Source organism: Streptomyces katrae, from assembly GCF_000717655.1.
In the GTDB taxonomy this organism is placed as follows: Bacteria; Actinomycetota; Actinomycetes; order Streptomycetales; family Streptomycetaceae; genus Streptomyces; species Streptomyces katrae_B.
Genome location: NZ_JNZY01000017.1, coordinates 103,039 through 125,191, shown reverse-complemented (window position 1 = coordinate 125,191; position 22,153 = coordinate 103,039). Strand labels below are relative to the sequence as shown.

General features: G+C 69.4%; 19 protein-coding genes. 3 read left to right on the top strand and 16 right to left on the bottom strand.

Annotation, left to right across the window (positions count from 1 at the left end):
• Window positions 1-5 precede the first annotated feature (5 nt).
• From rplW to rfbB, 12 genes are all read right to left on the bottom strand, one after another.
• Window positions 6-329, bottom strand: coding sequence for a 50S ribosomal protein L23 (gene rplW / locus IF09_RS0121740; protein ID WP_030298212.1), 324 nt, complete (start codon window positions 327-329; stop codon window positions 6-8).
• A complete protein-coding gene (rplD, locus tag IF09_RS0121735) occupies window positions 329-979 on the bottom strand; it encodes a 50S ribosomal protein L4 (RefSeq protein WP_030298210.1) in 651 nt (216 codons plus the stop codon). The genes rplW and rplD overlap by 1 nt, the downstream gene beginning before the upstream one ends.
• Before the next feature lie 5 nt (window positions 980-984).
• On the bottom strand, window positions 985-1,629 hold the full coding sequence (gene rplC / locus IF09_RS0121730; RefSeq protein WP_008739720.1) for a 50S ribosomal protein L3: 645 nt from the start codon (window positions 1,627-1,629) through the stop codon (window positions 985-987).
• A 14-nt stretch (window positions 1,630-1,643) separates the two neighbouring features.
• Entirely contained in the window at window positions 1,644-1,952 is a 309-nt protein-coding gene (rpsJ, locus tag IF09_RS0121725; RefSeq protein ID WP_003948644.1) for a 30S ribosomal protein S10, read from the bottom strand.
• A gap of 533 nt (window positions 1,953-2,485) precedes the next feature.
• A complete protein-coding gene (locus tag IF09_RS48230; protein ID WP_078613378.1) occupies window positions 2,486-5,674 on the bottom strand; it encodes a peptidoglycan recognition protein in 3,189 nt (1,062 codons plus the stop codon).
• A gap of 147 nt (window positions 5,675-5,821) precedes the next feature.
• Window positions 5,822-7,714: a hypothetical protein gene (locus IF09_RS0121710; protein WP_030298201.1), complete on the bottom strand. Its 1,893-nt coding sequence runs from the start codon at window positions 7,712-7,714 to the stop codon at window positions 5,822-5,824.
• A gap of 24 nt (window positions 7,715-7,738) precedes the next feature.
• A complete protein-coding gene (locus IF09_RS0121705) occupies window positions 7,739-8,644 on the bottom strand; it encodes a glycosyltransferase family 2 protein (protein ID WP_106975109.1) in 906 nt (301 codons plus the stop codon).
• A 6-nt stretch (window positions 8,645-8,650) separates the two neighbouring features.
• The gene (locus IF09_RS40465; protein ID WP_037635629.1) at window positions 8,651-9,112 is read right to left on the bottom strand and encodes a DUF2304 domain-containing protein; all 462 of its coding nucleotides are present in this window, start codon (window positions 9,110-9,112) and stop codon (window positions 8,651-8,653) included.
• Window positions 9,112-9,798 (bottom strand): glycosyltransferase family 2 protein, encoded by a 687-nt coding sequence (locus tag IF09_RS0121695; RefSeq protein ID WP_030298195.1) that lies wholly within the window; start codon window positions 9,796-9,798, stop codon window positions 9,112-9,114. Before IF09_RS0121695 ends, IF09_RS40465 begins: the two co-directional genes overlap by 1 nt.
• 68 nt (window positions 9,799-9,866) lie before the next feature.
• Window positions 9,867-11,198 (bottom strand): hypothetical protein, encoded by a 1,332-nt coding sequence (locus tag IF09_RS0121690; RefSeq protein ID WP_199920462.1) that lies wholly within the window; start codon window positions 11,196-11,198, stop codon window positions 9,867-9,869.
• Window positions 11,195-12,112 carry a dTDP-4-dehydrorhamnose reductase gene (gene rfbD, locus IF09_RS0121685; RefSeq protein ID WP_267882164.1) on the bottom strand — a complete coding sequence of 306 codons (918 nt, stop codon included), beginning with the start codon at window positions 12,110-12,112 and terminating at the stop codon, window positions 11,195-11,197. Before rfbD ends, IF09_RS0121690 begins: the two co-directional genes overlap by 4 nt.
• Window positions 12,113-12,123: 11 nt before the next feature.
• A complete protein-coding gene (gene rfbB, locus IF09_RS0121680; RefSeq protein ID WP_030298191.1) occupies window positions 12,124-13,101 on the bottom strand; it encodes a dTDP-glucose 4,6-dehydratase in 978 nt (325 codons plus the stop codon).
• Window positions 13,102-13,183: 82 nt separating this feature from the next.
• Between rfbB and rfbA the strand changes: the two genes are divergently transcribed.
• Window positions 13,184-14,059, top strand: a complete 876-nt coding sequence (gene rfbA / locus IF09_RS0121675) for a glucose-1-phosphate thymidylyltransferase RfbA (RefSeq protein WP_030298189.1) — start codon at window positions 13,184-13,186, stop codon at window positions 14,057-14,059.
• Window positions 14,056-14,658, top strand: a complete 603-nt coding sequence (gene rfbC / locus IF09_RS0121670) for a dTDP-4-dehydrorhamnose 3,5-epimerase (protein ID WP_030298188.1) — start codon at window positions 14,056-14,058, stop codon at window positions 14,656-14,658. Before rfbA ends, rfbC begins: the two co-directional genes overlap by 4 nt.
• Window positions 14,659-14,845: 187 nt before the next feature.
• Here rfbC and tuf read toward each other — a convergent pair whose 3' ends face one another.
• From tuf to rpsL, 4 genes are all read right to left on the bottom strand, one after another.
• A complete protein-coding gene (tuf, locus tag IF09_RS0121665; RefSeq protein WP_030298186.1) occupies window positions 14,846-16,039 on the bottom strand; it encodes an elongation factor Tu in 1,194 nt (397 codons plus the stop codon).
• Between the two features lie 151 nt (window positions 16,040-16,190).
• Window positions 16,191-18,323 (bottom strand): elongation factor G, encoded by a 2,133-nt coding sequence (gene fusA, locus IF09_RS0121660; protein ID WP_030298184.1) that lies wholly within the window; start codon window positions 18,321-18,323, stop codon window positions 16,191-16,193.
• A gap of 39 nt (window positions 18,324-18,362) precedes the next feature.
• On the bottom strand, window positions 18,363-18,833 hold the full coding sequence (gene rpsG / locus IF09_RS0121655; RefSeq protein ID WP_007265894.1) for a 30S ribosomal protein S7: 471 nt from the start codon (window positions 18,831-18,833) through the stop codon (window positions 18,363-18,365).
• 2 nt (window positions 18,834-18,835) lie between these two features.
• Window positions 18,836-19,207: a 30S ribosomal protein S12 gene (gene rpsL, locus IF09_RS0121650; RefSeq protein WP_007265893.1), complete on the bottom strand. Its 372-nt coding sequence runs from the start codon at window positions 19,205-19,207 to the stop codon at window positions 18,836-18,838.
• A 442-nt stretch (window positions 19,208-19,649) separates the two neighbouring features.
• Between rpsL and IF09_RS0121645 the strand changes: the two genes are divergently transcribed.
• Window positions 19,650-22,115 carry a YfhO family protein gene (locus tag IF09_RS0121645; RefSeq protein WP_051832725.1) on the top strand — a complete coding sequence of 822 codons (2,466 nt, stop codon included), beginning with the start codon at window positions 19,650-19,652 and terminating at the stop codon, window positions 22,113-22,115.
• The last annotated feature ends 38 nt before the right edge of the window (window positions 22,116-22,153 follow it).

The following is a 22,153-nucleotide window of genomic DNA, read 5'->3' as shown; positions in this document are numbered from 1 at the left end:
CTCCGTTAGGAGGCCTGGCCGCCGAAGATGTCGATACGGTCGCCCTCAGCGAGGGTCACGATGGCGCGCTTGGTGTCAGCGCGCTTGCCGAAACCGGTCTTGGTGCGCTTGCGCTTACCCTGACGGTTGATCGTGTTGACCCCGGTGACCTTGACCGAGAAGACCGCCTCGACGGCCTGCTTGATCTGGGTCTTGTTGGCGCCGGGCGCGACGATGAACGTGTACTTGTTCTCGTCCAGCAGCGCGTAGCTCTTCTCCGAGACAACCGGCTTGATCAGCAGGTCGCGCGGGTCAGTGAAGGTCTTGCTGGTAACGGTCGCCTCAGACATCAGGCGTCGCTCCCTTCGGTCTCATCGGCCTTGGGGCCAGACACGAAGGACTCGAGCGCGGCCTGGGTGAAGACCACGTCGTCAGAGACGATCACGTCGTACGTGTTCAGCTGGCCCGGCTCCAGGATGTGAACCTGGGGCAGGTTGCGGGCGGACAGCCACGCGGCCTCGTCGGCACGCTCGACGACCAGGAGCAGGTTCTTGCGCTCCGAGATCTTGCCGAACAGCGTCTTGGCGGCCTTCGTGGAGACGGCACCCTCGACCACGCCGGTGACGACGTGGATGCGGGAGTGACGCGCACGGTCCGAGAGGGCACCGCGGAGGGCGGCGACCTTCATCTTCTTGGGGGTCCGCTGCGAGTAGTCACGCGGCTGCGGGCCGTGGACGACGCCACCGCCGGCGAACTGCGGAGCGCGGGTCGAACCCTGACGGGCGCGGCCGGTGCCCTTCTGGCGGTACGGCTTGCGGCCACCACCACGGACTTCGCCACGGGTCTTCGTCTTGTGCGTGCCCTGACGGGCAGCAGCCAGCTGTGCGACGACGACCTGGTGGATCAGCGGAACGCTGGTCTTCGCGTCGAAGATCTCCGCGGGGAGCTCGACGGTACCGGCCTTGTCGCCTGCCGGCGAAAGGATGTCAATGGTGCTCATTAACCTCAAGCCCCCTTGGCCGCGGTACGGACCAGGACGAGGCCGCCGTTCGGACCGGGGACTGCGCCCTTGATGAGGAGCAGACCCTTCTCCGCGTCTACCGCGTGGATGGTCAGGTTCTGGGTGGTGACGCGCTCGTTGCCCATACGACCAGCCATGCGCATGCCCTTGAAGACACGCCCAGGGGTGGCACAGCCACCGATCGAACCGGGGGAGCGGTGCTTGCGCTGCACACCGTGACCGGCGCCGAGGCCCCGGAAGTTGTGCCGCTTCATGACACCGGCGAAGCCCTTGCCCTTGCTGTTGCCCGTGACGTCAACCTTGACGCCGGACTCGAACACCTGGGCGGTGATCTCCTGGCCGAGCGTGTACTCGCTGGCGTCGGAGGTGCGGAGCTCCACCAGGTGGCGGCGCGGGGTCACGTCGGCCTTGGCGAAGTGGCCCTTGAGGGGCTTGTTCACCTTGCGCGGGTCGATCTCGCCGAAGGCGATCTGGACCGACTCGTAGCCGTCGATGTCGTTCGTACGGACCTGGGTAACGACGCAGGGCCCGGCCTTGACGACGGTCACCGGGACGACACGGTTGTTCTCGTCCCAGACCTGGGTCATGCCGAGCTTCTCGCCCAGGACGCCCTTGATCTGCTTTGCCATCTTCTCGACGCCTCTCAGAGCTTGATCTCGATGTCAACGCCGGCCGGAAGGTCCAGGCGCATCAGCGAGTCAACGGTCTTGGGCGTCGGGTCGAGGATGTCGATCAGGCGCTTGTGCGTGCGCATCTCGAAGTGCTCGCGCGAGTCCTTGTACTTGTGCGGCGACTTGATGACGCAGTACACGTTCTTCTCAGTGGGCAGCGGCACCGGGCCTGCGACCGACGCACCAGTGCGGGTCACCGTCTCGACGATCTTCTTCGCCGAGGAGTCGATGACCTCGTGGTCGTAGGCCTTGAGCCGGATGCGGATCTTCTGTCCCGCCATGGCTACTCCGTAGTCCTGTCTGTTGTGGAAACGCTCTGGCTCTCGGTCGGCTGTGGATCTCTCCACCGCTTCTCGCCGACCCACGCGGTCGGGCGTGTCGCACTCCCTCCACAGAAAATTCCCATACGGAAATTCCCTCGTCCAAGGGGGTGCGGTCCCAGGACCGCGGTTCGGGGGAGAAACACCCACCGAGCGCCTGGCAGGCACCGTGCTGACGCTTCCCAGAAGATTCCCGTACGTCCGCCCCATTGCTGCCCCGAAAGGCAGATAAAGGCGACGAGTACTGTGGGACTCGCTTCCGGTCCTCCCGGCGGGAGGCGCGCAGCATCGGCACTCAGCCGAGCAACTTGAGTAGTCTGCCATACAAGACACGTACTGCGCCAATCGGGCCGAAGAGAATACCCCTCCACGGTGATCGGTCAAACCGCGCCCCGCGGTGGGATTGCCCGGGCGCCCCTTGGGGTCCGCCCCGGCAACCCCACACGCCTCGGAAACCTTTCCGAGGCCCTTGCCACGACCGGTCGCAGCTCGCTTCAGGACCGCGAGAGCGTGCCGCAGCCCTCCGGCCCGGCGGCCTCCAGGCTCTTGCTGCGGTCGTACGGGTCCACGGGGGTCCCGGAGGGCGTGGGCCCGGTCGGCGTGTCCTCGTCGAAGACGGGGTGCAGGAATCCGTCGTACACGCCGCAGGCGCTGTTGGCGAGGTCGACGTCGAACTTGTCCAGCCAGAGCTTGCCGGCGGTGGCCTGCCACTTGCGCGGGTCGGCGACGGAGAAGGTGATCTCGCGCCGCACGATGGTGCGCTCCACCTGCTCGGCCCCCGGCTTCGCCTTCACGAACGGATAGACGAAGGTGTAGTCGGCCAGCACCTGGGCCTGGCCGGCTTCCTTGCCGGGCTCCACCCACATCCGGCCGCGGACCTTGACCACGTCGCCCGCGGGCTTCAGCTCGGCCGCCTTGACCCGGCTGAACAGGTGCAGCGGGTCGTTCTCCTTCGTCGGAGCCGTCAGCGAGTCGTCGACGCGGTCCAGCTCCTCCTTCAGCTTCGGGTCGAGCAGCGCCAGCGCCGCCGCGGGCCGCTCCCCGCGCAGGGTCGCCGGATCCAGGTTGGCCGCGACCAGGAACTGCTTGGCCTTCTCCAGCGCGTCTGCGACCTGGTCCTTGCTCATCCCGCCGGCGGCCTCGGCCACCGGGACCTCGATCCCGGCCGCCCCGTCGGCCCACTGCAGGGCCGGGGACCCCTTGAAGGGCTCCTTGACGGTCGGCCGGTCCGGGTGGAGGGCGGAGGGCGGGGCGCTGGGCCGGGCGGTCTCGGCGGGCAGCGGCTCGCGCGCCTCGTCGTTCTGGGCGGCCTTGCCGGTGACGCGGTCGATGACCAGCTCCGGGCGGACGGCGATCAGCGCGAGGGCGGCGATGAAGACGATCGCCCCCGCGGCCTTCAGCCGCCGCTTGCCCCTCCCCCGGCCCTGCATCTCCTGCCAGGCCGGACCCGTGCGCCAGCCGGGCGGCTCGGCGGGCTGGTCCCGCAGCCGCGCGGTGACCATGCGCGCCCGGGCGGACGGTTCCCGGGGGGCCTGGCCCGTGCCCGCCCGGGCCTCCTCCATGAACCGGGCCCACTCCTCGTCGGAGACCGCCGGCCTGTCGTCGTCGCTGTTCGTTCCCATGCCCCGCCCCTGAAATGTCCGGGGCCCCCAGGACCAGGTCCTGGGGGCCCCGCCGAAACCGAGGCACTCGAGCGCGTCGTACCGCTCGGGTACACCGACACGAAGCTCGGCTCCGTCGGGTTCGTCGCCGTCACGTTCAGGACCACGGCGGTCACACCCGTCGCCGGGATGCCGTTGGTACCGGCCACCGGCAGGGTCACGACACCGCCCGCACCGACCTTGGCCTGCGGCACGCCCAGACCCGCGCGGGTGTCCATCAGGCGCTTCGGACCGATGTTGGTGTGCGTCCGAGGCACTCGAGCGCGTCGTACCGCTCGGGTACACCGACACGAAGCTCGGCTCCGTCGGGTTCGTCGCCGTCACGTTCAGGACCACGGCGGTCACACCGGCCGCGGGAATCCCGTTCGTACCGGCCACCGGCAGGGTCACCACGCCACCCGCCCCGACCTTCGCCTGCGGCACGCCCAGACCCGCCCGCGTGTCCATCAGACGCTTCGGGGTGACCGCGGTGAACTTCGCGGGCTTCACCTCGGCCACGACCGTCACGGGGAGGGTGGTGGAGGTCTTGCCGTTGAGCGCGGTCGCCTTGACCTGGACCTGGTGCGTGCCGTCGGTCACCGTCGTGATCGCCGTCCGGGCCGTGCCGGAGGCGGTCGCCGCCGAGGCCCCGTCGACCAGGACCTCGAACGAACCGATGCGGTCGCTCGCCGTGCTGGTCGACCAGCCGACGGACAGGACGCCGTCGGACTTCGCGTCGACACCCGGCTGGACCGGCACACCGTTGACGGTGGCCACCTTCAGCTGCGCCGCGGGGCCGGAGGTGCGGAGCGCGCCGAGCTGCCCGTAGAGCTGGTTGCCCGGGCATTCGGTGTTGAAGCCGTCCCGGTGGCCCGAGAGCGACTTGAACGTGTACGGCTTGCCGACCTCGAAGGCGGTGCCGAAGAAGTTGGTCTGCGTGGCACCCGCGGTCAGCGTCGTCGTGCCGTTCATGTCGCCGTCGTACTGGCCGAGCTTGTAGGCCGCGATCCTGGAGATGGCGTCCTGGGCGGCGGCGGAGGCGCCCTCGGCGTTGTAGTCGCCGAGGACGGCGATGCCCGCCGACTCGTTGTTCCAGCCGTACGTGTGCGCACCGAGGACGGGCTGGTCGGTACCGCCCTGCCGGCCCTCGAAGATCGTGCCGCACTTGTCGACGAGGAAGTTGTAACCGAGGTCCCGCCACCCGTTGGTCTTCACGTGGTAGGTGTGGATGCCGCGGACGATCGCCGCGGACTGCGAGCAGTCGTACGCCTGGCTGTCGGCGGTGTGGTGGACGAAGACCGCCTTGACCTTCCCGCCGGGCAGGTAGATCGGGCCCTCGTTGTTCATCGTCTCGTCGGCGCCCCACGCGACGCGGGAGACCACGTTCGGCGCCGGTGCCGTGGAGACGGGACCGGGGACCGACGGCGGAGTGGTGGGCGGGTCCGCCGCCACGGCCGCCGGCGCGGCGAACGCGGCCGGGCCGGCGTTCAGGGAGCCGCTCTGGTGGGCGCCGTTCTTCTTCTGCCCGCCGCTCTTCTTCGCCGGGCTGTTGGCGCCGCCCGGGTCCACCAGGTTCAGCTCCAGGCCCGCGGGCAGCGCACCGCCGCCGCTGATCCGCACCTCGGCACCGTCGGACGCGCCGACCCAGACGGGCTCCGTCGAGCCGTGCGCGCCGGGGCGTACGCCGTCCATCCCGGCCTTCACCGGGTCGAGGGCGATCCAGTGCGACCACTTGCCGGTCTTCGCGTCACGGGCGCGGGCCTCGATGGTCCCCTTCACCTCGGCCTTGGGGTCCGTCCAGGAAACGCCCAGCAGGCCGAAGGGCTCGGTGCCCTGCTGCGAGAGCACGGCTTCACCGCTGCCCTTGGGCTTGAGCGGGAGCTTGTGCACCTCGCCCTCGACCGGGCCGGTCTCCTTGGCGCCCGCGCTGTACGCCTTCGCCGGTCCGTTGCCGTCCGAGCCCAGTTCGGCTCCCCCGGCCCATCCCTGGATGCCCAGTACGGCGGCGGCACCGATCGCGGCCGCCAGCGCGGTACCGCGCACGCGTGTCAATCTCAAGTTGGTTCCCACCCCTGTGGCGATTGCGCCATACGACACCACTGACGGGGCGGATGCTACTGGTCGCCTGTGACAGCTGGTACAGGTGGGGTCTCCCGGGGGAGCACCCCGGGAGACCGGACCGCGTGGCCGCTACTTCTTCGGTGCCTTCTTCTCGGCCTCGGCGGCTTCCTTCCTGGCCTGCTTCTCGGCCTCGGCGTCCCGTTCGATGTCCGCCCTCGACCGGACGCGCTTGGGCGCCTCCATCCCGCAGACGCTGGGCCAGTCGTCGGCCACGATGCCGGCGCACCAGATGAAGTCCTGGATGGGGCCGGGCTTCCAGTCGTTCTTCTCGATGTCCCAGCAGTTCTCGCGGGGAGAGAACTGCGGGCAGCTGCCGTCCCGCTTCTTGATGACGTGTGCGCGGTACGCGTCGATGCCCGTCGAGTCGACGTCGGACGAGGGCATGTAGCGGTTGACCGACCAGGACGCGCCCATCGTCGCGAACAGGGCGACCACGCACACCATGCCGGCGGCGAGCTGGCGGACCACCCGCGGCGGGATGACCCGTGCCCGCCCGTCCCCGGATCCGGAACCACTCGGGCGCAGCGTGCGCTCGATCCACCCGGAGCCCCGGTTGACCACGGCCATCATGCCGAGCACGGCCAGGATCATCAGGCAGTACATGATGATCCACGTGGTGCGCGGGTAGAGCTGGATGGCCTTGTCGTGGGCCATGTGCCCGGCGAACCAGAAGCGGGCGAGCCAGGCGCCCGCCAGGACCGCCGCCGCGGTGCGGACCATGACGTTGCGCAGGCCGAGGCCGAGGCCGAGGCCCACCCCGAACAGCAGCAGCAGGGCGAACCCGCTCTGGCCGGCCATCTCGCCCGCCACGGGCCAGGTCTGGTACGTCAGGGCCGCGGACCGGTCCGAGACCCAGCCGAGGACGTACGTGGGGTCTGCGTAGACGGCGAGGAAGCCGTAGCGGTCGGGGTTCTCCGCGCCCAGCCGGACCATCTGGTAGAGCAGCGGGGCGCCGACGACGCCTGCCGACAGCAGCGTGACGGCGAGGTACAGCCCCGCCTTCTTGGCCGCCCCGGCACCCTGGCGCCACGGGAAGAAGAACACCGCGGCGACGACCGCGCCGGGCGCGGCCCAGATGTACCAGCCGGAGTACCAGAGGAACAGCGCGCCGAAGATTAGGCCGAGGGTGGTGCCGCGCAGCAGCAGGTGCCGCGTGGTGAGCCGGCCGGCCCGGCCCATCTCGCGCAGCCAGTAGCCGAGCAGCGGCAGCAGCACGATCATGACGATGTGGCTGTACGGGCGGATCGGGTCGAGGAAGAGCACCGCGGCCGGAACCGCGATCAGCAGCGCCCAGAAGGACTTCAGCAGTATCCGCCAGGCCAGGTAGGCCATCGGTCCGGCCACGGCGGTGAAGAAGATCTGCAGGTCGTGCAGGGCGAAGCCGGTCTCGCCGCGGCCGTTGTAGCGGATCTTCGCCCAGAGGGCCATGAGGGCCGGGAAGGCGGGCGGGTAGATGCCCGACATCCCCTCGTGGTGCAGGAACGAGTTGGCCATGTCGATGAGGACGCCCGGGTCGCCCTCCTGGCCGCCGAGCGGGTGGGGCGTGCCGCGCAGGGCGGCGACGACACCGCCGGCGATCACGCCGGTGGCCAGGCCCGCCAGGACGGCGCAGACCAGGCGCTTGACCAGGTGATGGCGCTGGGCCGCGCCCCGGTGGGCGGTGTACAGGAGCAGCGCGAGCAGCGGCAGGCCGATGACCGCGGCGTACTGCTGGAGCGTGGCGAGCCCGCTGACCTGGCCGAGGCGGACGATCGGGTTCACGCTGATGTGCCGGCTCAGCAGCATGTAGCCGAGGGCCGCCGTGAGGCTGACGACAGCCTCGGCGAGGGCGAGCACCCGGCGCCGCGAGGTCCACGGGCGGCGGGCCGTCGAGCTGGACGGGACCGGCCCGGGGGCCGCGGTCCCGGTCCGGCCCTGCGCCGGGCCGGATGTTCCGACGACCTCGGGGGCCAGGTGTGTCATCTCAGTCCAATTTCGTCGCGGATGTCAGTCGGCGCGCTGACCGGCGGTGAAGGCGTGCTTCGCGAGCGTACGGACGCCCTCGCGGTGTCCGCGGAGCAGGGCGCCGGGGAGCATGGTGATGGCGTGGAACCGGGAGCCGCTGTGGAAGCGGGCCGCGCGTGCGGCCTTGGGCCAGCCGCGGGCGTCCATACGGGCCGCGACGGCGGAGAAGTACCGCTCGGCCTCGGTGAAGCGGGTGCCGGAGAACGCCTGCACGGACGACTCGCTGACCGCGTGGCGGCGGTACTGGAAGACCGTGGTGGTCTCGTCGATCAGCATCTGCTCGCCGAGCTCGAGGAGGTCGACCACCAGGGCCAGGTCCTGGATCACCGAGTACTCGTCGCGGAAGTTGACCCCGCGCAGGGCCTCGCCGCGCCAGCTGATCGACGGGAAGTACAGCCAGTTCCCGCGCAGCACGCTGGTGGCGAGCTCCTCGCCGCCCATCAGGCGCCGGCCCTTGACCTGCGGGGCGTACAGCCGCCGTTTGGTCTGGTCGGCCAGCCCGGACGTCAGCTGCCCGTCGCCGTCGATCACCTCGACGCCCGGCTGGACCATGCCGATGCCCGGGTTGGCCGCTATGAGGCCGCGGACGGTCTCCAGGTAGTGCGGGTGCAGCAGGTCGTCGCAGCCCATGATGACGACGTAGTCGGCCTCGGAGAGCCGTACGCACTTCTGGAAGTTCTTCGTGATGCCGAGGTTCTGCTCGTTGCGGGTGTAGTGCACCCGCTCGTCGCCGAGAGCCCCGAACCAGCCCGGCACGTCCGGCTCCTTGCCGTCGTCGATGACGACGAGGCGGAAGTCCGGGTCGGTCTGGGCCAGGACGCTGCGGACGGCGTCCTGCATCAGCTGCACGTCCCCGTAGTAGGGGAGCATGAAGTCGAAGGTCACCACGGGACGTCAGGCCTTCACGGTGTCGGAGTCGGCGGGCTCGGGCTCGGACTCGATCTCGGGCTCCGGCTCGGCGCCGGCCTCGGTCACGACGGCGGTGACGTGGGCGGCGGTCGAGCCGAGGCGCGCGTCGTTGTGCCGTGCGCCCTCGCTCAGGGCCACCGTCCGGGCCAGGTCGGTGAGCTTCTTCTCCAACGAGCGGAAGCGCAGGAAGGTGTTGAGGGTCAGGAAGCCCATCGCCAGCACCATCACGTACAGCACGAGGTCGGTGCCGCGGCCGACGCCGAGCTGGTGCGCCACCCAGGTGACGTCCGTGGGGCGGAGCACGGCGTACACGTTGACGACGACGAACAGCGAGAACGCGATGCGCTTCCAGGCGCGGTTCTTCGCCTGGCCCCACGTCCGTATGAACATCAGGGCCATCGACACCGAGCCCGCGATGAGCAGCAGCTGGATCCAGAAGTACTTCATCAGCGGCTTCGCTCCCGCATCGTGATGTCAAAGATGATGTTGACGCCGTTGATCAGGGACTGGCCCTTGGCGCGCGAGTACTCGGTGTAGAGGATGTCGACGGGGACCTCGGTGACGCGCAGGCCGGAACCGGCCAGGAAACCGACGATCTCCGAAGCGTGCGCCATGCCGTTCATGGTGATGTTCAGCTGCTCGGCGGCCTTGCGGCTGAGCACGCGCAGGCCGTTGTGCGAGTCGGTGAGCTTCAGCTTGCGGGCGGTCGGGCTGACCGACGCGGCCGTGCGCAGCACGACGCGCTTGATCCACGGCACCTGGCCGTTCTGCTCGATGAAGCGCGAGCCGAGGACCACGTCCGCCTCGTCGTCGCGCAGCACCCGGACCATCTTCTCGACGTCGTGCGTCTGGTGCTGCCCGTCCGCGTCGAAGGTCGCGAAGTAGCGGGCACCGGGCTGGGCGAGGGCGTACTTGAGGCCCGTCTGCAGGGCAGCGCCCTGGCCGAGGTTGACCGGGTGGCGCACCAGGTGGGCGCCGGTCGTCGCGATGTGCTCGGCCGAGTTGTCGGAGCTGCCGTCGTCGACGACGACTATGTTCGGGAAGGTCGCACGCGCTCCCTCGACCACATCGGCGATCACCTGGCCCTCGTTATAGGCCGGTATGACCAGCCAGACATCGTCGTATTGGGACACGGTAGCTCCAGCGGAATGTGGCACGTGCGCGTGCTCGGTGATCGATGGGACGTCGGAAGCCGGCATGGTCACTCCCCGACCGCTCCGGCGCCCAGCGGGCTTGCGGCGACCTTGTGCCCGGGCCCTGCGGTCACGCCCGGAGCAGCTCCGGGGAACCTCAGCCTCAGCACGGCCAGCATACCGAGCACGGTGGCGAGGGACCCGAGAGCGTAGGCCAGGGTGACGCGCAGGGCAACGTCACCCGGAGCGAAAGTGATCCCGATCAGGACGACGGTGCCGATGGCCCAGCAGAGCAGTTGCAGGTTGTGCCGCTTGAATACCATCAACGCCTGTCCGAGCACCATCGCGAACATGTACGCCACGGTGCCGGCGGACAAAAGGAAGAAGTCGAGGCATCCCAGCGCGGGCTGGGCGTGGAAGAGGACCTCGATCAGCCAGGGGCCGAGGACGGTCGCGGGCACGCCGCCGAGCAGCCCCAACGCCCCGACGACCACGCCGATCCGGCGCAGCATCGCAGAGAACGCCGCCCGGTCGCCGGCCGTGTAGGCGGCGGTGAGCCCGCCCAGCAGCGAGGCCTGGAGCGAGCCGAAGACGAACAGCGGCACCCGGGCCAGGACCAGCGCGTTGAGGAGCGCCGCGATCAGCACGCTGTCGGTGGGGGCGAGCAGCTTGGTGCTCATCACCGCCGCGTTGACGACGACCTGGGACAGCAGGGTCGAGCAGATCAACAGGCCGAGTCCGCCGGTCAGTTCCCGCCAGGCGATCTCCTCGCCGGGCTCCACCGCGCGCAGCAGCGCGGGCAGGGTGATCAGCGTCGCGACGACGGGCGCGACGGCCAGGACCAGGCTGAAGGCGAGCGCGGAGTGCAGCCCGGACACCGCGCAGCCGAAGGCGAGGGCGATGCGCAGCCCGCCGTCGACGGCCAACTGGGTGCCGTACGCGCCGAACCGGCCGAGGCCGGCCAGGACACCGCGGGTCAGGTAGCAGACGGCCATGCCGGTGAAGGCACCGCCGAGGGCCGCCACCAGGCCGCGGTCACCGTGGAAGAGCAGGTCCGCGATCGGGCCCGCGCCCAGGGCGAGGAGGAGCAGGGTCGTGCCGAGGATCCCCGAGGTCAGCAGCGTGGCCCGGCGCAGGACGGGGGCCGCGCCCTGGCCGAGCACCACGCGGGCGGCGACGATCCGGGTGAGCTCCTGCTCGATCGGGAAGAAGATGCCGAGCCCGAGCGCCATGACGATCGTCCACAGCACCGAGACGTTCGCCACGGCCTCCGTGGACAGGCTGTACCCGGCCACGCCCAGGTGGACGTACGAGGCGGCACCGAGCACGACGGTGCCGCCGGCCACCGCGACGGTGCCCGGCGGCAGCGCCGCGGTGAGCCTGCTCAGCAGGGACTTCATCCCGTACTGCCGTTCGCACTGCCGTTCCTGGCCGCGCCGGCCAGTGCCGTGAACGCGGGGGCGGCGAGCGCCTCGGCGAGCTGCTCGCGCCAGTCGGCGAGCGGGGCCAGGCCCGCGTCGGCCCAGCGGTCGTGCGCGAGCACGCTGAACGCGGGGCGGACGGCCGGGCGGACGAACGCGGCGGAGGTGGTCGGCCGGATCCGCTCCGGGTCGAGCCCGCTCAGCCGGTAGGTCTCGCGGGCGAGCCCCATCCAGGTGGTCCGGCCGCTCGCGGTGCCGTGGTAGATCCCGCCCATGGCATGGCCCTTGAGCGCGGCCAGGCCGAGCTCGACCAGCTGGCGGGCCAGCGCGTGGGACCAGGTGGGCTGGCCGTGCTGGTCGTCGACCACGTCGAGGGTGTCCCGCTGGGCGGCCAGCTTCAGCATGGTGGCGACGAAGTTCGGCCCGTGCTCGCCGTAGAGCCAGGCGGTGCGGACCACGTAGCCGTCCTGCGGCAGCAGTTCGGCCACGGCCTGCTCGCCGGCCAGCTTGGAGCGGCCGTACGCGTTCACGGGCCCGGTGGCGGTGTCCTCGCGGTACGGCTCCGAGGCGTCGCCGGGCAGCACGTAGTCGGTGGAGACGTGCAGCAGGCGCACATGGGCGGCGGCGCAGGCCTCGGCGAGGACGCGTACGCCGGTGCCGTTGACGGCGGTGGCGGCTTCCTCGGCGGTCTCGGCGCCGTCCACGTCGGTCCAGGCGGCGCAGTTGACCACCACGGTGATGCCCTCGACCGCGGCCCGGACGGCGGCCGGGTCGGTGATGTCGAGGTCTGCGCGGCCAAGGCCCACAGCCTCGATCCCGGAGGCCTTCAGGACGGTCAGGACGTCTTGGCCGAGCATCCCGGCGGCGCCGGTGACGAGCCAGCGCCCGGCCAGCGAGTTGGTCCTCACTTCTGCAGGGCCGCCTTCGCCTTCAGCGGCTCCCACCAGGCGCGGTTCTCGCGGTACCACTCGATCGTGGCGGCGATCCCGTCCTCGAAGGTGACCTGCGGGGCGTAGCCCAGCTCCGCGCCGATCTTGCTGATGTCGATGGAGTAGCGGAGGTCGTGGCCCTTGCGGTCCTCGACCTGCTCGACCATGTCCCAGCCGAGGCCGGCCGCCTCGAGCAGCACGCTGGTGAGCTCCTTGTTGGTGAGCTCGGTACCGCCGCCGATGTTGTAGACCTCGCCGGCGCGGCCCTTGCGCATGGCCAGGTCGATGCCGCGGCAGTGGTCGGAGACGTGCAGCCAGTCGCGGACGTTGCCGCCGTTGCCGTACAGCGGGACCTTCTTGCCGTCCATCAGGTTCGAGACGAACAGCGGGATGACCTTCTCCGGGAACTGGTAGTGCCCGTAGTTGTTGGAGCAGCGCGTGACGACGACGTCCATGCCGTGCGTGCGGGCGTAGGCCAGGGCCAGCAGGTCGGACGAGGCCTTGGAGGCGGAGTACGGGGAGTTCGGGACCAGCGGCCACTCCTCGGTCCAGGAGCCCTCGGTGATCGAGCCGTACACCTCGTCGGTGGAGATGTGGACGAAGCGGCCGACGCCGTGCTTGCGGGCGGCGTCCAGCAGGACCTGCGTGCCCACGACGTTGGTCATCACGAACGGGCCCGCGCCGGCGATCGAGCGGTCCACGTGGGACTCGGCGGCGAAGTGCACCACGACGTCGTGACCGGGCATGACCTGGTCGACGGCCTCGGCGTCGCAGATGTCGCCCTTGACGAAGCGGTAACCGGCATGGTCGGCGACCGGGGCGAGATTGGCTTCGACACCGGAGTAGGTCAGTTTGTCGAAGACCGTGATCCGGGCCGATGCGTCTGCACCGAGCTGCTGGCGGACGAATTCTGAACCGATGAAGCCGGCGCCGCCGGTCACGAGGATGCGCATAATACGAAGAGTCTAGCCGCTCGTACACCACCGTCCGGGCCCGGACCGCGCCGCCCCGCACGCTCTCGCATAGGGTTGCCGCATGCGTGGAATTCTCTTGGCCGGTGGCACCGGATCCCGACTCTGGCCGCTGACCCGGGCAGTCTCGAAGCAGCTGCTCCCCGTCTTCGACAAGCCGATGATCTACTACCCGCTCTCCACCCTGGTCATGGCCGGAATCAGTGAGATTCTCGTCATCACCACGCCGGAGGACCGGGCCCAGTTCGAGCGACTGCTCGGCGACGGCTCCCAGTTCGGCATCCGGCTGGAGTACGCCGTCCAGGAGCGCCCCGAGGGCATCGCCCAGGCCTTCGTGCTCGGGGCCGACTTCATCGGCGACGAGTCCGTCGCCCTGATCCTCGGCGACAACATCTTCCACGGCAGCGGTCTCGGCACCCGCCTGGCGGAGCACACCGACTCCAAGGGCGGCCGGGTCTTCGCGTATCCGGTGGCGGACCCGACGGCGTACGGCGTGGTCGAGTTCGACGAGAACGGCCAGGCCATCTCCATCGAGGAGAAGCCGGTCAAGCCCAAGTCCCGCTATGCGGTGCCCGGTCTGTACTTCTACGACAACCGCGTCGTCGAGATCGCCCGCACCCTGAAGCCCAGCGCGCGCGGCGAACTGGAGATCACCGCGGTCAACGACGCCTACCTCCAGGCCGGTGAGCTGAATGTCACCATCCTCGACCGCGGCACCGCCTGGCTCGACACGGGGACGTTCGTCTCCATGGTCCAGGCCTCGGAGTTCGTCCGCGTGATCGAGGAGCGCCAGGGCTTCAAGATCGGCTGCATCGAGGAGGCGGCCTGGCGGGCCGGCCTCATCGACTCCGCGCAGCTGCGCGAGCTGGCCCAGCCGCTGCTCAAGAGCGGTTACGGCGACTACCTGATCAGCCTGCTCGACGAGGAGTCCTCCCGGTGAAGTTCCGCCAGCTCTCGATAGAGGGTGCCTACGAGATCACCCCGCAGCTGCACGGCGACCCGCGCGGCCTGTTCACCGAGTGGTACCGCTTCGACAAGCTGTCCGAGGTCGTCGGCCACCCGCTGAACCTGGCGCAGGCGAACCTGTCGGTGTCCTCGCGCGGCGTGGTCCGCGGCATCCACTTCGCCGACGTACCGCGCGGCCAGGCCAAGTACGTGACCTGCGTACGGGGTGCCGTGCTCGACGTCATCGTGGACCTGCGGGTCGGCTCCCCGACCTTCGGCCGCTGGGAGGGTGTCCGCCTCGACGACGTGGACCGCCGCGCGGTCTACATCCCGGAGGGCCTGGGCCACGGGTTCTGCGCGCTGAGCGACGACGCCACGCTTTCGTACCTCTGCTCGGAGACGTACAACCCGACCGGCGAGCACTCGGTTCACCCGCTCGATGCGGATCTGGGCATCGACTGGCCGGCGGACGTCCCGCTGCTGTCCGCCCGTGACGAGGCCGCGCCGACGCTGGCCGAGGCCATCGAGTCCGGCCTGCTGCCCGACTACGCCGTCTGCAACGAGTTCACCGAGTCCCTGCGCGTGACCGGCTGACCGCTCCCCCGCAGCACACGAGAGAGGGCCGCACCCCGTGATCGGGGGTGCGGCCCTCTCTCGTGTCCCGCACGTCCTGCCCGCCCGTACGACGAAGGGCCCCTCCCCCGCCGCCGAGGCGGAAGGGAAGGGGCCCTTCTGTCAAACATGGTGCCCGCTCGCGCGAGCTACCAGGTCAGAACACGAATTACTTCGTGATCTTGGTGACCTGGCCGGCGCCGACCGTACGACCACCCTCACGGATGGCGAACTTCAGGCCCTCCTCCATGGCGACCGGCTGGATCAGCGCGACCGACATCTCGGTGTTGTCGCCCGGCATGACCATCTCGGTGCCCTGCGGGAGGGTCACGACGCCGGTCACGTCCGTGGTACGGAAGTAGAACTGCGGGCGGTAGTTGTTGAAGAACGGGGTGTGACGGCCACCCTCGTCCTTCGACAGGATGTAGGCCTGGGCCTCGAACTCGGTGTGCGGCGTGACCGAACCGGGCTTGATGATGACCTGGCCGCGCTCGACGTCCTCGCGCTTGATGCCACGGAGGAGCAGACCGACGTTCTCACCGGCCTGGCCCTCGTCGAGCAGCTTGCGGAACATCTCGATACCGGTGACCGTGGTGGTGGTCTTCTCTTCCTTGATACCGATGATGTCGACGGTCTCGTTGACCTTCAGGACACCACGCTCGATACGGCCGGTGACGACCGTACCGCGACCGGTGATCGTGAAGACGTCCTCGACGGGCATGAGGAACGGCTTCTCGGTGTCACGCGGCGGGGTCGGGATGGCCTCGTCGACGGCGGCCATGAGGCCGAGGAGCTTCTCGCCCCACTCCTTGTCGCCCTCGAGGGCCTTCAGCGCGGAGACGCGGACGACCGGCAGGTCGTCGCCCGGGAACTCGTACTCGGAGAGCAGCTCACGGACCTCGAGCTCGACGAGCTCCAGGATCTCCTCGTCGTCCACCATGTCGGCCTTGTTCAGGGCGACGACGATGTAGGGGACGCCGACCTGGCGGGCCAGGAGCACGTGCTCCTTGGTCTGCGGCATCGGGCCGTCGGTGGCGGCGACCACGAGGATCGCGCCGTCCATCTGCGCGGCACCGGTGATCATGTTCTTGATGTAGTCCGCGTGACCCGGGCAGTCGACGTGGGCGTAGTGACGCGCCTCGGTCTGGTACTCGACGTGCGCGATGGAGATGGTGATACCGCGCTGGCGCTCCTCAGGAGCCTTGTCGATCTGGTCGAAGGCCGAGGCCTCGTTCAGGTCCGGGTACGCGTCGTGCAGCACCTTGGTAATGGCGGCCGTGAGGGTCGTCTTACCGTGGTCAATGTGACCGATGGTGCCGATGTTGACGTGCGGCTTAGTCCGCTCGAACTTCGCCTTCGCCACGGGGGTCCTCCTGGAGAGTGGTTCTGTACGCCTTACAGTTCGGCGCCAGGTGATCTTTGCTGGAAAGCCGGCCGGTCCCCGGGGCAACGGGAGTGGCTCCTGTTGCCCCAGAGGCTGCCGGTGACAAGCCTAAAGCGTGTACTCGGAAGAGTTACTCGCCCTTGGCCTTCGCGATGATCTCCTCGGCGACGTTCCGGGGAACCTCGGCGTAGGAGTCGAACTGCATCGAGTAGCTGGCGCGACCCGAGGTCTTGCTGCGGAGGTCGCCGACGTAGCCGAACATCTCCGAAAGCGGCACGAGGCCCTTCACGACGCGAGCGCCGTGACGCTCCTCCATGGCCTGGATCTGGCCACGGCGGGAGTTGATGTCGCCGATGACGTCACCCATGTAGTCCTCGGGCGTGGTGACCTCTACGGCCATCATCGGCTCGAGGAGCACGGGAGAAGCCTTGCGCGCGGCCTCCTTGAAGGCCTGCGAACCGGCGATCTTGAACGCGAGCTCGGAGGAGTCGACCTCGTGGTAGCCACCGTCGAGAAGCGTGACGCGGACGCCCGTCATCTCGTAGCCGGCCAGGATGCCGAACTGCATGGCCTCCTGCGCACCGGCGTCGACCGAAGGGATGTACTCCTTCGGCACGCGGCCACCGGTGACCTTGTTCACGAACTCGTACGCCGGACCATCGGCGTCCGTGATCGGCTCGATCGCGATCTGCACCTTGGCGAACTGACCGGTACCACCGGTCTGCTTCTTGTGGGTGTAGTCGTGACGCTCGACGGCCTTGCGGATCGTCTCGCGGTACGCGACCTGCGGCTTGCCGACGTTGGCCTCGACCTTGAACTCGCGCTTCATACGGTCGACCAGCACCTCGAGGTGCAGCTCGCCCATACCGCCGAGGATGGTCTGGCCCGTCTCCTCGTCCGAGTGAACGTGGAAGGAGGGGTCCTCCTCCGCGAGACGCTGGATGGCGACACCCAGCTTCTCCTGGTCACCCTTGGACTTGGGCTCGATGGCGACCTGGATGACCGGAGCCGGGAAGTCCATGGACTCCAGGATCACGGGGCTCTTGTCGTCGCACAGCGTCTCACCGGTGGTGGTCTGCTTCAGGCCCATGACGGCGACGATGTCGCCGGCGCCCACCGCGTCGATCTCCTCACGCTTGTTCGCGTGCATGCGGTAGATCTTGCCGATGCGCTCCTTCTTGCCCTTGACGGAGTTCAGCACCGAGGTGCCGGCCTCCAGGCGGCCCGAGTAAACCCGGACGAAGGTGAGCTTACCGAGGTGCGGGTCGCTCATGATCTTGAACGCCAGCGCCGCGAGGGGCTCCTCGTCGGACGGCTTGCGCTTCACGACGACCTCGGCGTCCTTGACGTCGTGGCCCTCGATGGCCTCGATGTCCAGGGGCGACGGCAGGTAGCGGACGACGGCGTCGAGCAGGGGCTGAACGCCCTTGTTCTTGAACGCCGTGCCACAGAACACCGCAGTGATCGTGGGCTCGCCCTTGCCCTTGCCGGAGCCGAGGATGATGCGACGGACGGCGGCGTGCAGCTGCTCCACGGACGGCTCGTCGCCGTTCAGGAAGAGCTCCATGATCTCGTCGTCGTTCTCGGCGACGGTCTCGACCAGCTTGCCGCGCCACTCTTCAGCAGCCTCGGTGTGCGTGGCCGGGATGTCGACGATGTCGTACATCTCGCCCTTGGTCGCCTCGGCGGACCAGACGAACGCCTTCATCGTGACGAGGTCGACGACACCCTGGAAGTCGGCCTCGGCACCGATGGGGAGCTGCATGACGATCGGAACCGCACCGAGGCGGTCCTTGATCATGTCGACGCAGCGGTGGAACTCGGCGCCGGTGCGGTCGAGCTTGTTGACGAAGCAGATGCGCGGCACGCCGTAGCGGTCCGCCTGACGCCAAACGGTCTCGGACTGCGGCTCCACACCGGCGACACCGTCGAACACGGTGACGGCACCGTCGAGGACGCGGAGCGAACGCTCCACCTCGACGGTGAAGTCAACGTGACCCGGGGTGTCGATGATGTTGATGGTGTGGTCGACGTCCTCGAGCGGCCAGTGGCAGGTCGTCGCGGCGGACGTGATCGTGATGCCGCGCTCCTGCTCCTGCTCCATCCAGTCCATCGTGGCAGCGCCGTCGTGGACTTCACCGATCTTGTAAGACACACCGGTGTAGAACAGGATGCGCTCGGTGGTGGTCGTCTTGCCCGCGTCGATGTGAGCCATGATGCCGATGTTGCGCACCTTGGCCAGGTCAAGCGAAGTGGTAGCCATATCGGCTCAGTCTTCTCTCGGTCTCGATGTGGGTTGGGACTACCAGCGGTAGTGCGCGAAGGCCTTGTTGGACTCGGCCATCTTGTGCGTGTCCTCGCGCTTCTTGACGGCCGCACCGAGGCCGTTCGAGGCGTCGAGAAGCTCGTTCATCAGGCGCTCGGTCATGGTCTTCTCACGGCGGGCGCGGGAGTAACCCACGAGCCAGCGGAGAGCCAGGGTCGACTGGCGACCCGGCTTGACCTCGACCGGAACCTGGTAGGTCGCGCCACCGACACGGCGGGACTTGACCTCGAGGGACGGCTTGACGTTCTCCAGCGCGCGCTTCAGCGTGATGACCGGGTCGTTGCCGGTCTTCTCGCGGAGGCCTTCCATGGCGCCGTAGACGATGCGCTCGGCGGTGGAGCGCTTGCCGTTCAGGAGGATCTTGTTGATGAGCGAGGTCACCAGAGGAGATGCGTAGACCGGGTCGATGATGACCGGGCGCTTCGGGGCGGGGCCCTTACGAGGCATTCTTACTTCTCCTTCTTGGCGCCGTAGCGGCTGCGGGCCTGCTTGCGGTTCTTGACAGCCTGGGTGTCAAGCGCACCGCGGATGATCTTGTAACGAACACCCGGCAGGTCCTTCACACGGCCACCACGCACGAGCACGATCGAGTGCTCCTGCAGGTTGTGTCCCTCACCCGGAATGTAAGCGGTGACCTCGATGCCGGAGGTCAGACGCACACGCGCGACCTTACGGAGCGCCGAGTTCGGCTTCTTCGGGGTGGTCGTGAACACACGCGTGCAGACGCCGCGGCGCTGGGGCGAAGCCTCAAGCGCGGGCGTCTTCGTCTTCTCGACCTTGTCCTGCCGGCCCTTACGGACCAGCTGCTGGATCGTAGGCACTACTTCTCCGGTTTCTGTGTGCCGTGTAGTGAAGCTAACCTGGAACTTTGCCGACCCACGCGGTCGGGTGTGTCGGATCCGGCGCAGCTCCGCGCAAGCACGGAAACGCATGGATCGCGGTGGCTGATCCGGCTCTCATGCGGTTGATGGACACGCACAGGAGCCCAGGCACACCCCAGGCACAAGGTCTGAGCGTACCTACCGCATCCCATCCGGTCAAAACAAAGGCCCGCGCGCGACGAGCGGGACATCTGCGCCGGTCATGTGCCGCTTGGGCGAGGCCCTCGTATGGCCGCTCCGACTCGCGCATGCGGTAAAGGCGTGCTAAGGGGTGCCGGACGGCGCGGCCTTCCCCGCGAACTAAACTGCCTCGGCATTCAGCGGTGCAGCGAATTCAGCGATTCACCCCAAACGGCACGACCAACCACCAGGGAGCGGGACATTGCGGACGGTCACCACGGAGCCGACGGCCGCCGACAGCCCGGTCCACCCGTCGCCCCGCCGCCGGTCCCCGCGACCCGCCCGTCTGTACGGGCCCCTGCTGGCGTTCCTCGTCACCTCGGCCGCGTTCTGCGCGGCCTGGGTGGCCCGGGGCACGTTCCCGTTCGGCAACACGGGCCGGGCCCTCAACGACCAGGCCAACCAGTACGTGCCCTTCCACCGGGCGCTGTGGGACCTGGTCCACGGGAAGGCCGCCGGTGACGTGCTCTTCACCTGGCGCGGCGGCTTCGGCCAGCAGTTCCTGTCCGACTACTACACGTACCTCGGCAACCCGTTCTCCTGGCTGGCCGTCCTGGTCCCGCGCGCCCACGTCGACCTGGCCGTCTTCGCGGTCACCCCGATCACGATGGGCGCGGCCGCCGCCGTCATGACGGTCTACCTCGGCAAGCTGCACCCCGGCCCGTGGTGGCAGCGCGGGGTCCTCGGCGCCTGCTACGGGCTGTGCGGCTGGGCCCTCAGCGACGCCTCGTACATCCCCATGTGGCTGTGGGGTCTGGTCGCCCTCCCCCTCCTCGGCATCGCCGTCGAGTGGTGCCTGGAGGAGCGCCGCTGGCCGGGGGTGGCGCTGTTCGTCGCGCTCGCCTGGTTCGGCAACTTCTACACCGCGATGATGGCGACGATGGCCGCCTGCGTCCTGCTGGGCATCCGCCTGGTCACCCGGGACATGACCGGCCGGCAGCGGCTGCGCGCCCTGTGGCGGGCCTCGAGCGCCGCCGCGACGGGGATCCTGCTCACCCTCCCGCTGCTGCTGCCGTCGTTCCTGTCCAGCGGAGCCGCGCAGCCCACCCGGGCCGGGGCCTTCGAGCCGGTGCGGATCGAGGTCTTCCTCGCCGGGATGCTGCCGGCCACGCACCTGTGGGGCGGCCGGCCGCGGCTGTACGTGGCCTCGCTGGGCCTGATCCTCGCCGGATCGTTCCTCTTCAACGCCGCCATCGCGAAGAAGACCCGCCTGGTGTGGGCCGCGGCGACGCTGCTCGTCGCCGCCTCCTTCCAGTTCCCGCCGACCCAGTACCTGTGGCACGGGCTGGCGGTGCCGAACGGCAATCCGTACCGCGAGGCCTTCGTCTTCAGCGGCATGGTCGTGATCCTGGCCTGGCTGGCGCTGGCCCACCGCCCGCGCCCGCTCCACCTGGCGCTGACGGCCGCCCTGCTGGTCGCGGCCACCTTCGTCCTCCGCCACACCGACGACTTCGGCGGCTGGACCTGGCACGCGGTGCTGGTCGGCGGAGGCGTCTCGCTCCTGGCCCTGGTCCTCCTCTCCCTGGGTACGAAGCACCGGGTACTGATCCCCGTGGCCGCCGTCCTCATGGTCGGCGTGGTCTTCGCGGAGTCCACGGTGGCGGCCGCGGGCGCGGACGCCCGCCGGGCCCGCGAGCGCTGGGCGAAGCCGGTCGCCACCTCGAACCACTCGATCGGCGCACACTTCGACGCCGTCCGACAGGTGGACGGCTGGCCCGCATACCGGACGGATTCGGGCGCGCCGCAGACTTCGTACAACGACGCCCTCGCCCTGCGGGCCGAGGGCCCGCAGTACTACAGCAGCTACCTGCCGGCGGCCGCGTACCGGGCCCTGGAGCCCCTCGGGTACGGCTTCAAGAACGACGGCCGGACCTTCTTCGGCGCCGACAACCCCGTGCTCGACGCGATCTTCGCGATCGGCGCCCGGGTCCGCCCGGGCACGGCGCCGAACAGTTGGACGGCCGACCGCTTCCCGGCCCCTCCCCTGGTGACGGTCCGCAGCACCGCCCACACCTCCCCCAACCCGGCCGACAGCGTCTACGCCCGCCAGGAGGACGTCCTGGGCGCCACGGTGTACCAGGTCCCCCAGGTCACCCGCGGCGGCACGGCCACCGAACAGACCTACACGGCCCGGTGCACCCCGGGCTCCGAGGCGTACTGGTTCTCCCCGGAGCTCTACGGCACCCTCGGCTTCGCCGGCGCGTCCCGCCCCCTGGAGGACCGGATGACCGGGGTGATCAAGCTGGGCGAGGTCCCCGCGGACGGCAAGGTCGCAGTGGCTGTGAACACCCGCACGCAGGACGCGACGGCGGGCGAGCACCCCCTCGGCTGCCTCGACCGCCCCGCCCTGGACACCGCGATCGGCTCCCTCGCGTCCACCGGCGCCACGAAGGTCACGGCGGGCGGCCACACCATCGAGGCCACCCTCCCCGAGGGCGCCACGGGCACGGCGGTCTTCGCGATGACCGACGTCCCGGGCTGGCAGTGCACGGCCCCCGTGAAGAGCTTCCACGGCCTGGTCTCCATGGACATCCCCGCAGGCACGGACAAGGTCTCCTGCACCTTCACCCCGAAGGGCCTCACCCCGGGCCTGGCTGCCGCCGCCCTGGCCCTCCTGGCCCTCACGTCGGCCACGGTCACCGCCCTCCGCCGCCGGCGCCGCGCCTGACGGCATCCCGGGGACCCGGGCAGACCCCCGGGCTCCCC

Coding starts and splice junctions, on each gene's coding strand:
- IF09_RS40465 (WP_037635629.1), bottom strand. CDS start 9,112: ATGAAGTACTTCTGGATCCAGCTGCTGCTCATCGCGGGCTCGGTGTCG.
- rplC (WP_008739720.1), bottom strand. CDS start 1,629: ATGGCAAAGCAGATCAAGGGCGTCCTGGGCGAGAAGCTCGGCATGACC.
- rpsG (WP_007265894.1), bottom strand. CDS start 18,833: ATGCCTCGTAAGGGCCCCGCCCCGAAGCGCCCGGTCATCATCGACCCG.
- IF09_RS0121710 (WP_030298201.1), bottom strand. CDS start 7,714: ATGACACACCTGGCCCCCGAGGTCGTCGGAACATCCGGCCCGGCGCAG.
- rpsJ (WP_003948644.1), bottom strand. CDS start 1,952: ATGGCGGGACAGAAGATCCGCATCCGGCTCAAGGCCTACGACCACGAG.
- fusA (WP_030298184.1), bottom strand. CDS start 18,323: ATGGCTACCACTTCGCTTGACCTGGCCAAGGTGCGCAACATCGGCATC.
- rfbB (WP_030298191.1), bottom strand. CDS start 13,101: ATGCGCATCCTCGTGACCGGCGGCGCCGGCTTCATCGGTTCAGAATTC.
- rplW (WP_030298212.1), bottom strand. CDS start 329: ATGTCTGAGGCGACCGTTACCAGCAAGACCTTCACTGACCCGCGCGAC.
- rfbA (WP_030298189.1), top strand. CDS start 13,184: ATGCGTGGAATTCTCTTGGCCGGTGGCACCGGATCCCGACTCTGGCCG.
- rplD (WP_030298210.1), bottom strand. CDS start 979: ATGAGCACCATTGACATCCTTTCGCCGGCAGGCGACAAGGCCGGTACC.
- IF09_RS0121690 (WP_199920462.1), bottom strand. CDS start 11,198: ATGAAGTCCCTGCTGAGCAGGCTCACCGCGGCGCTGCCGCCGGGCACC.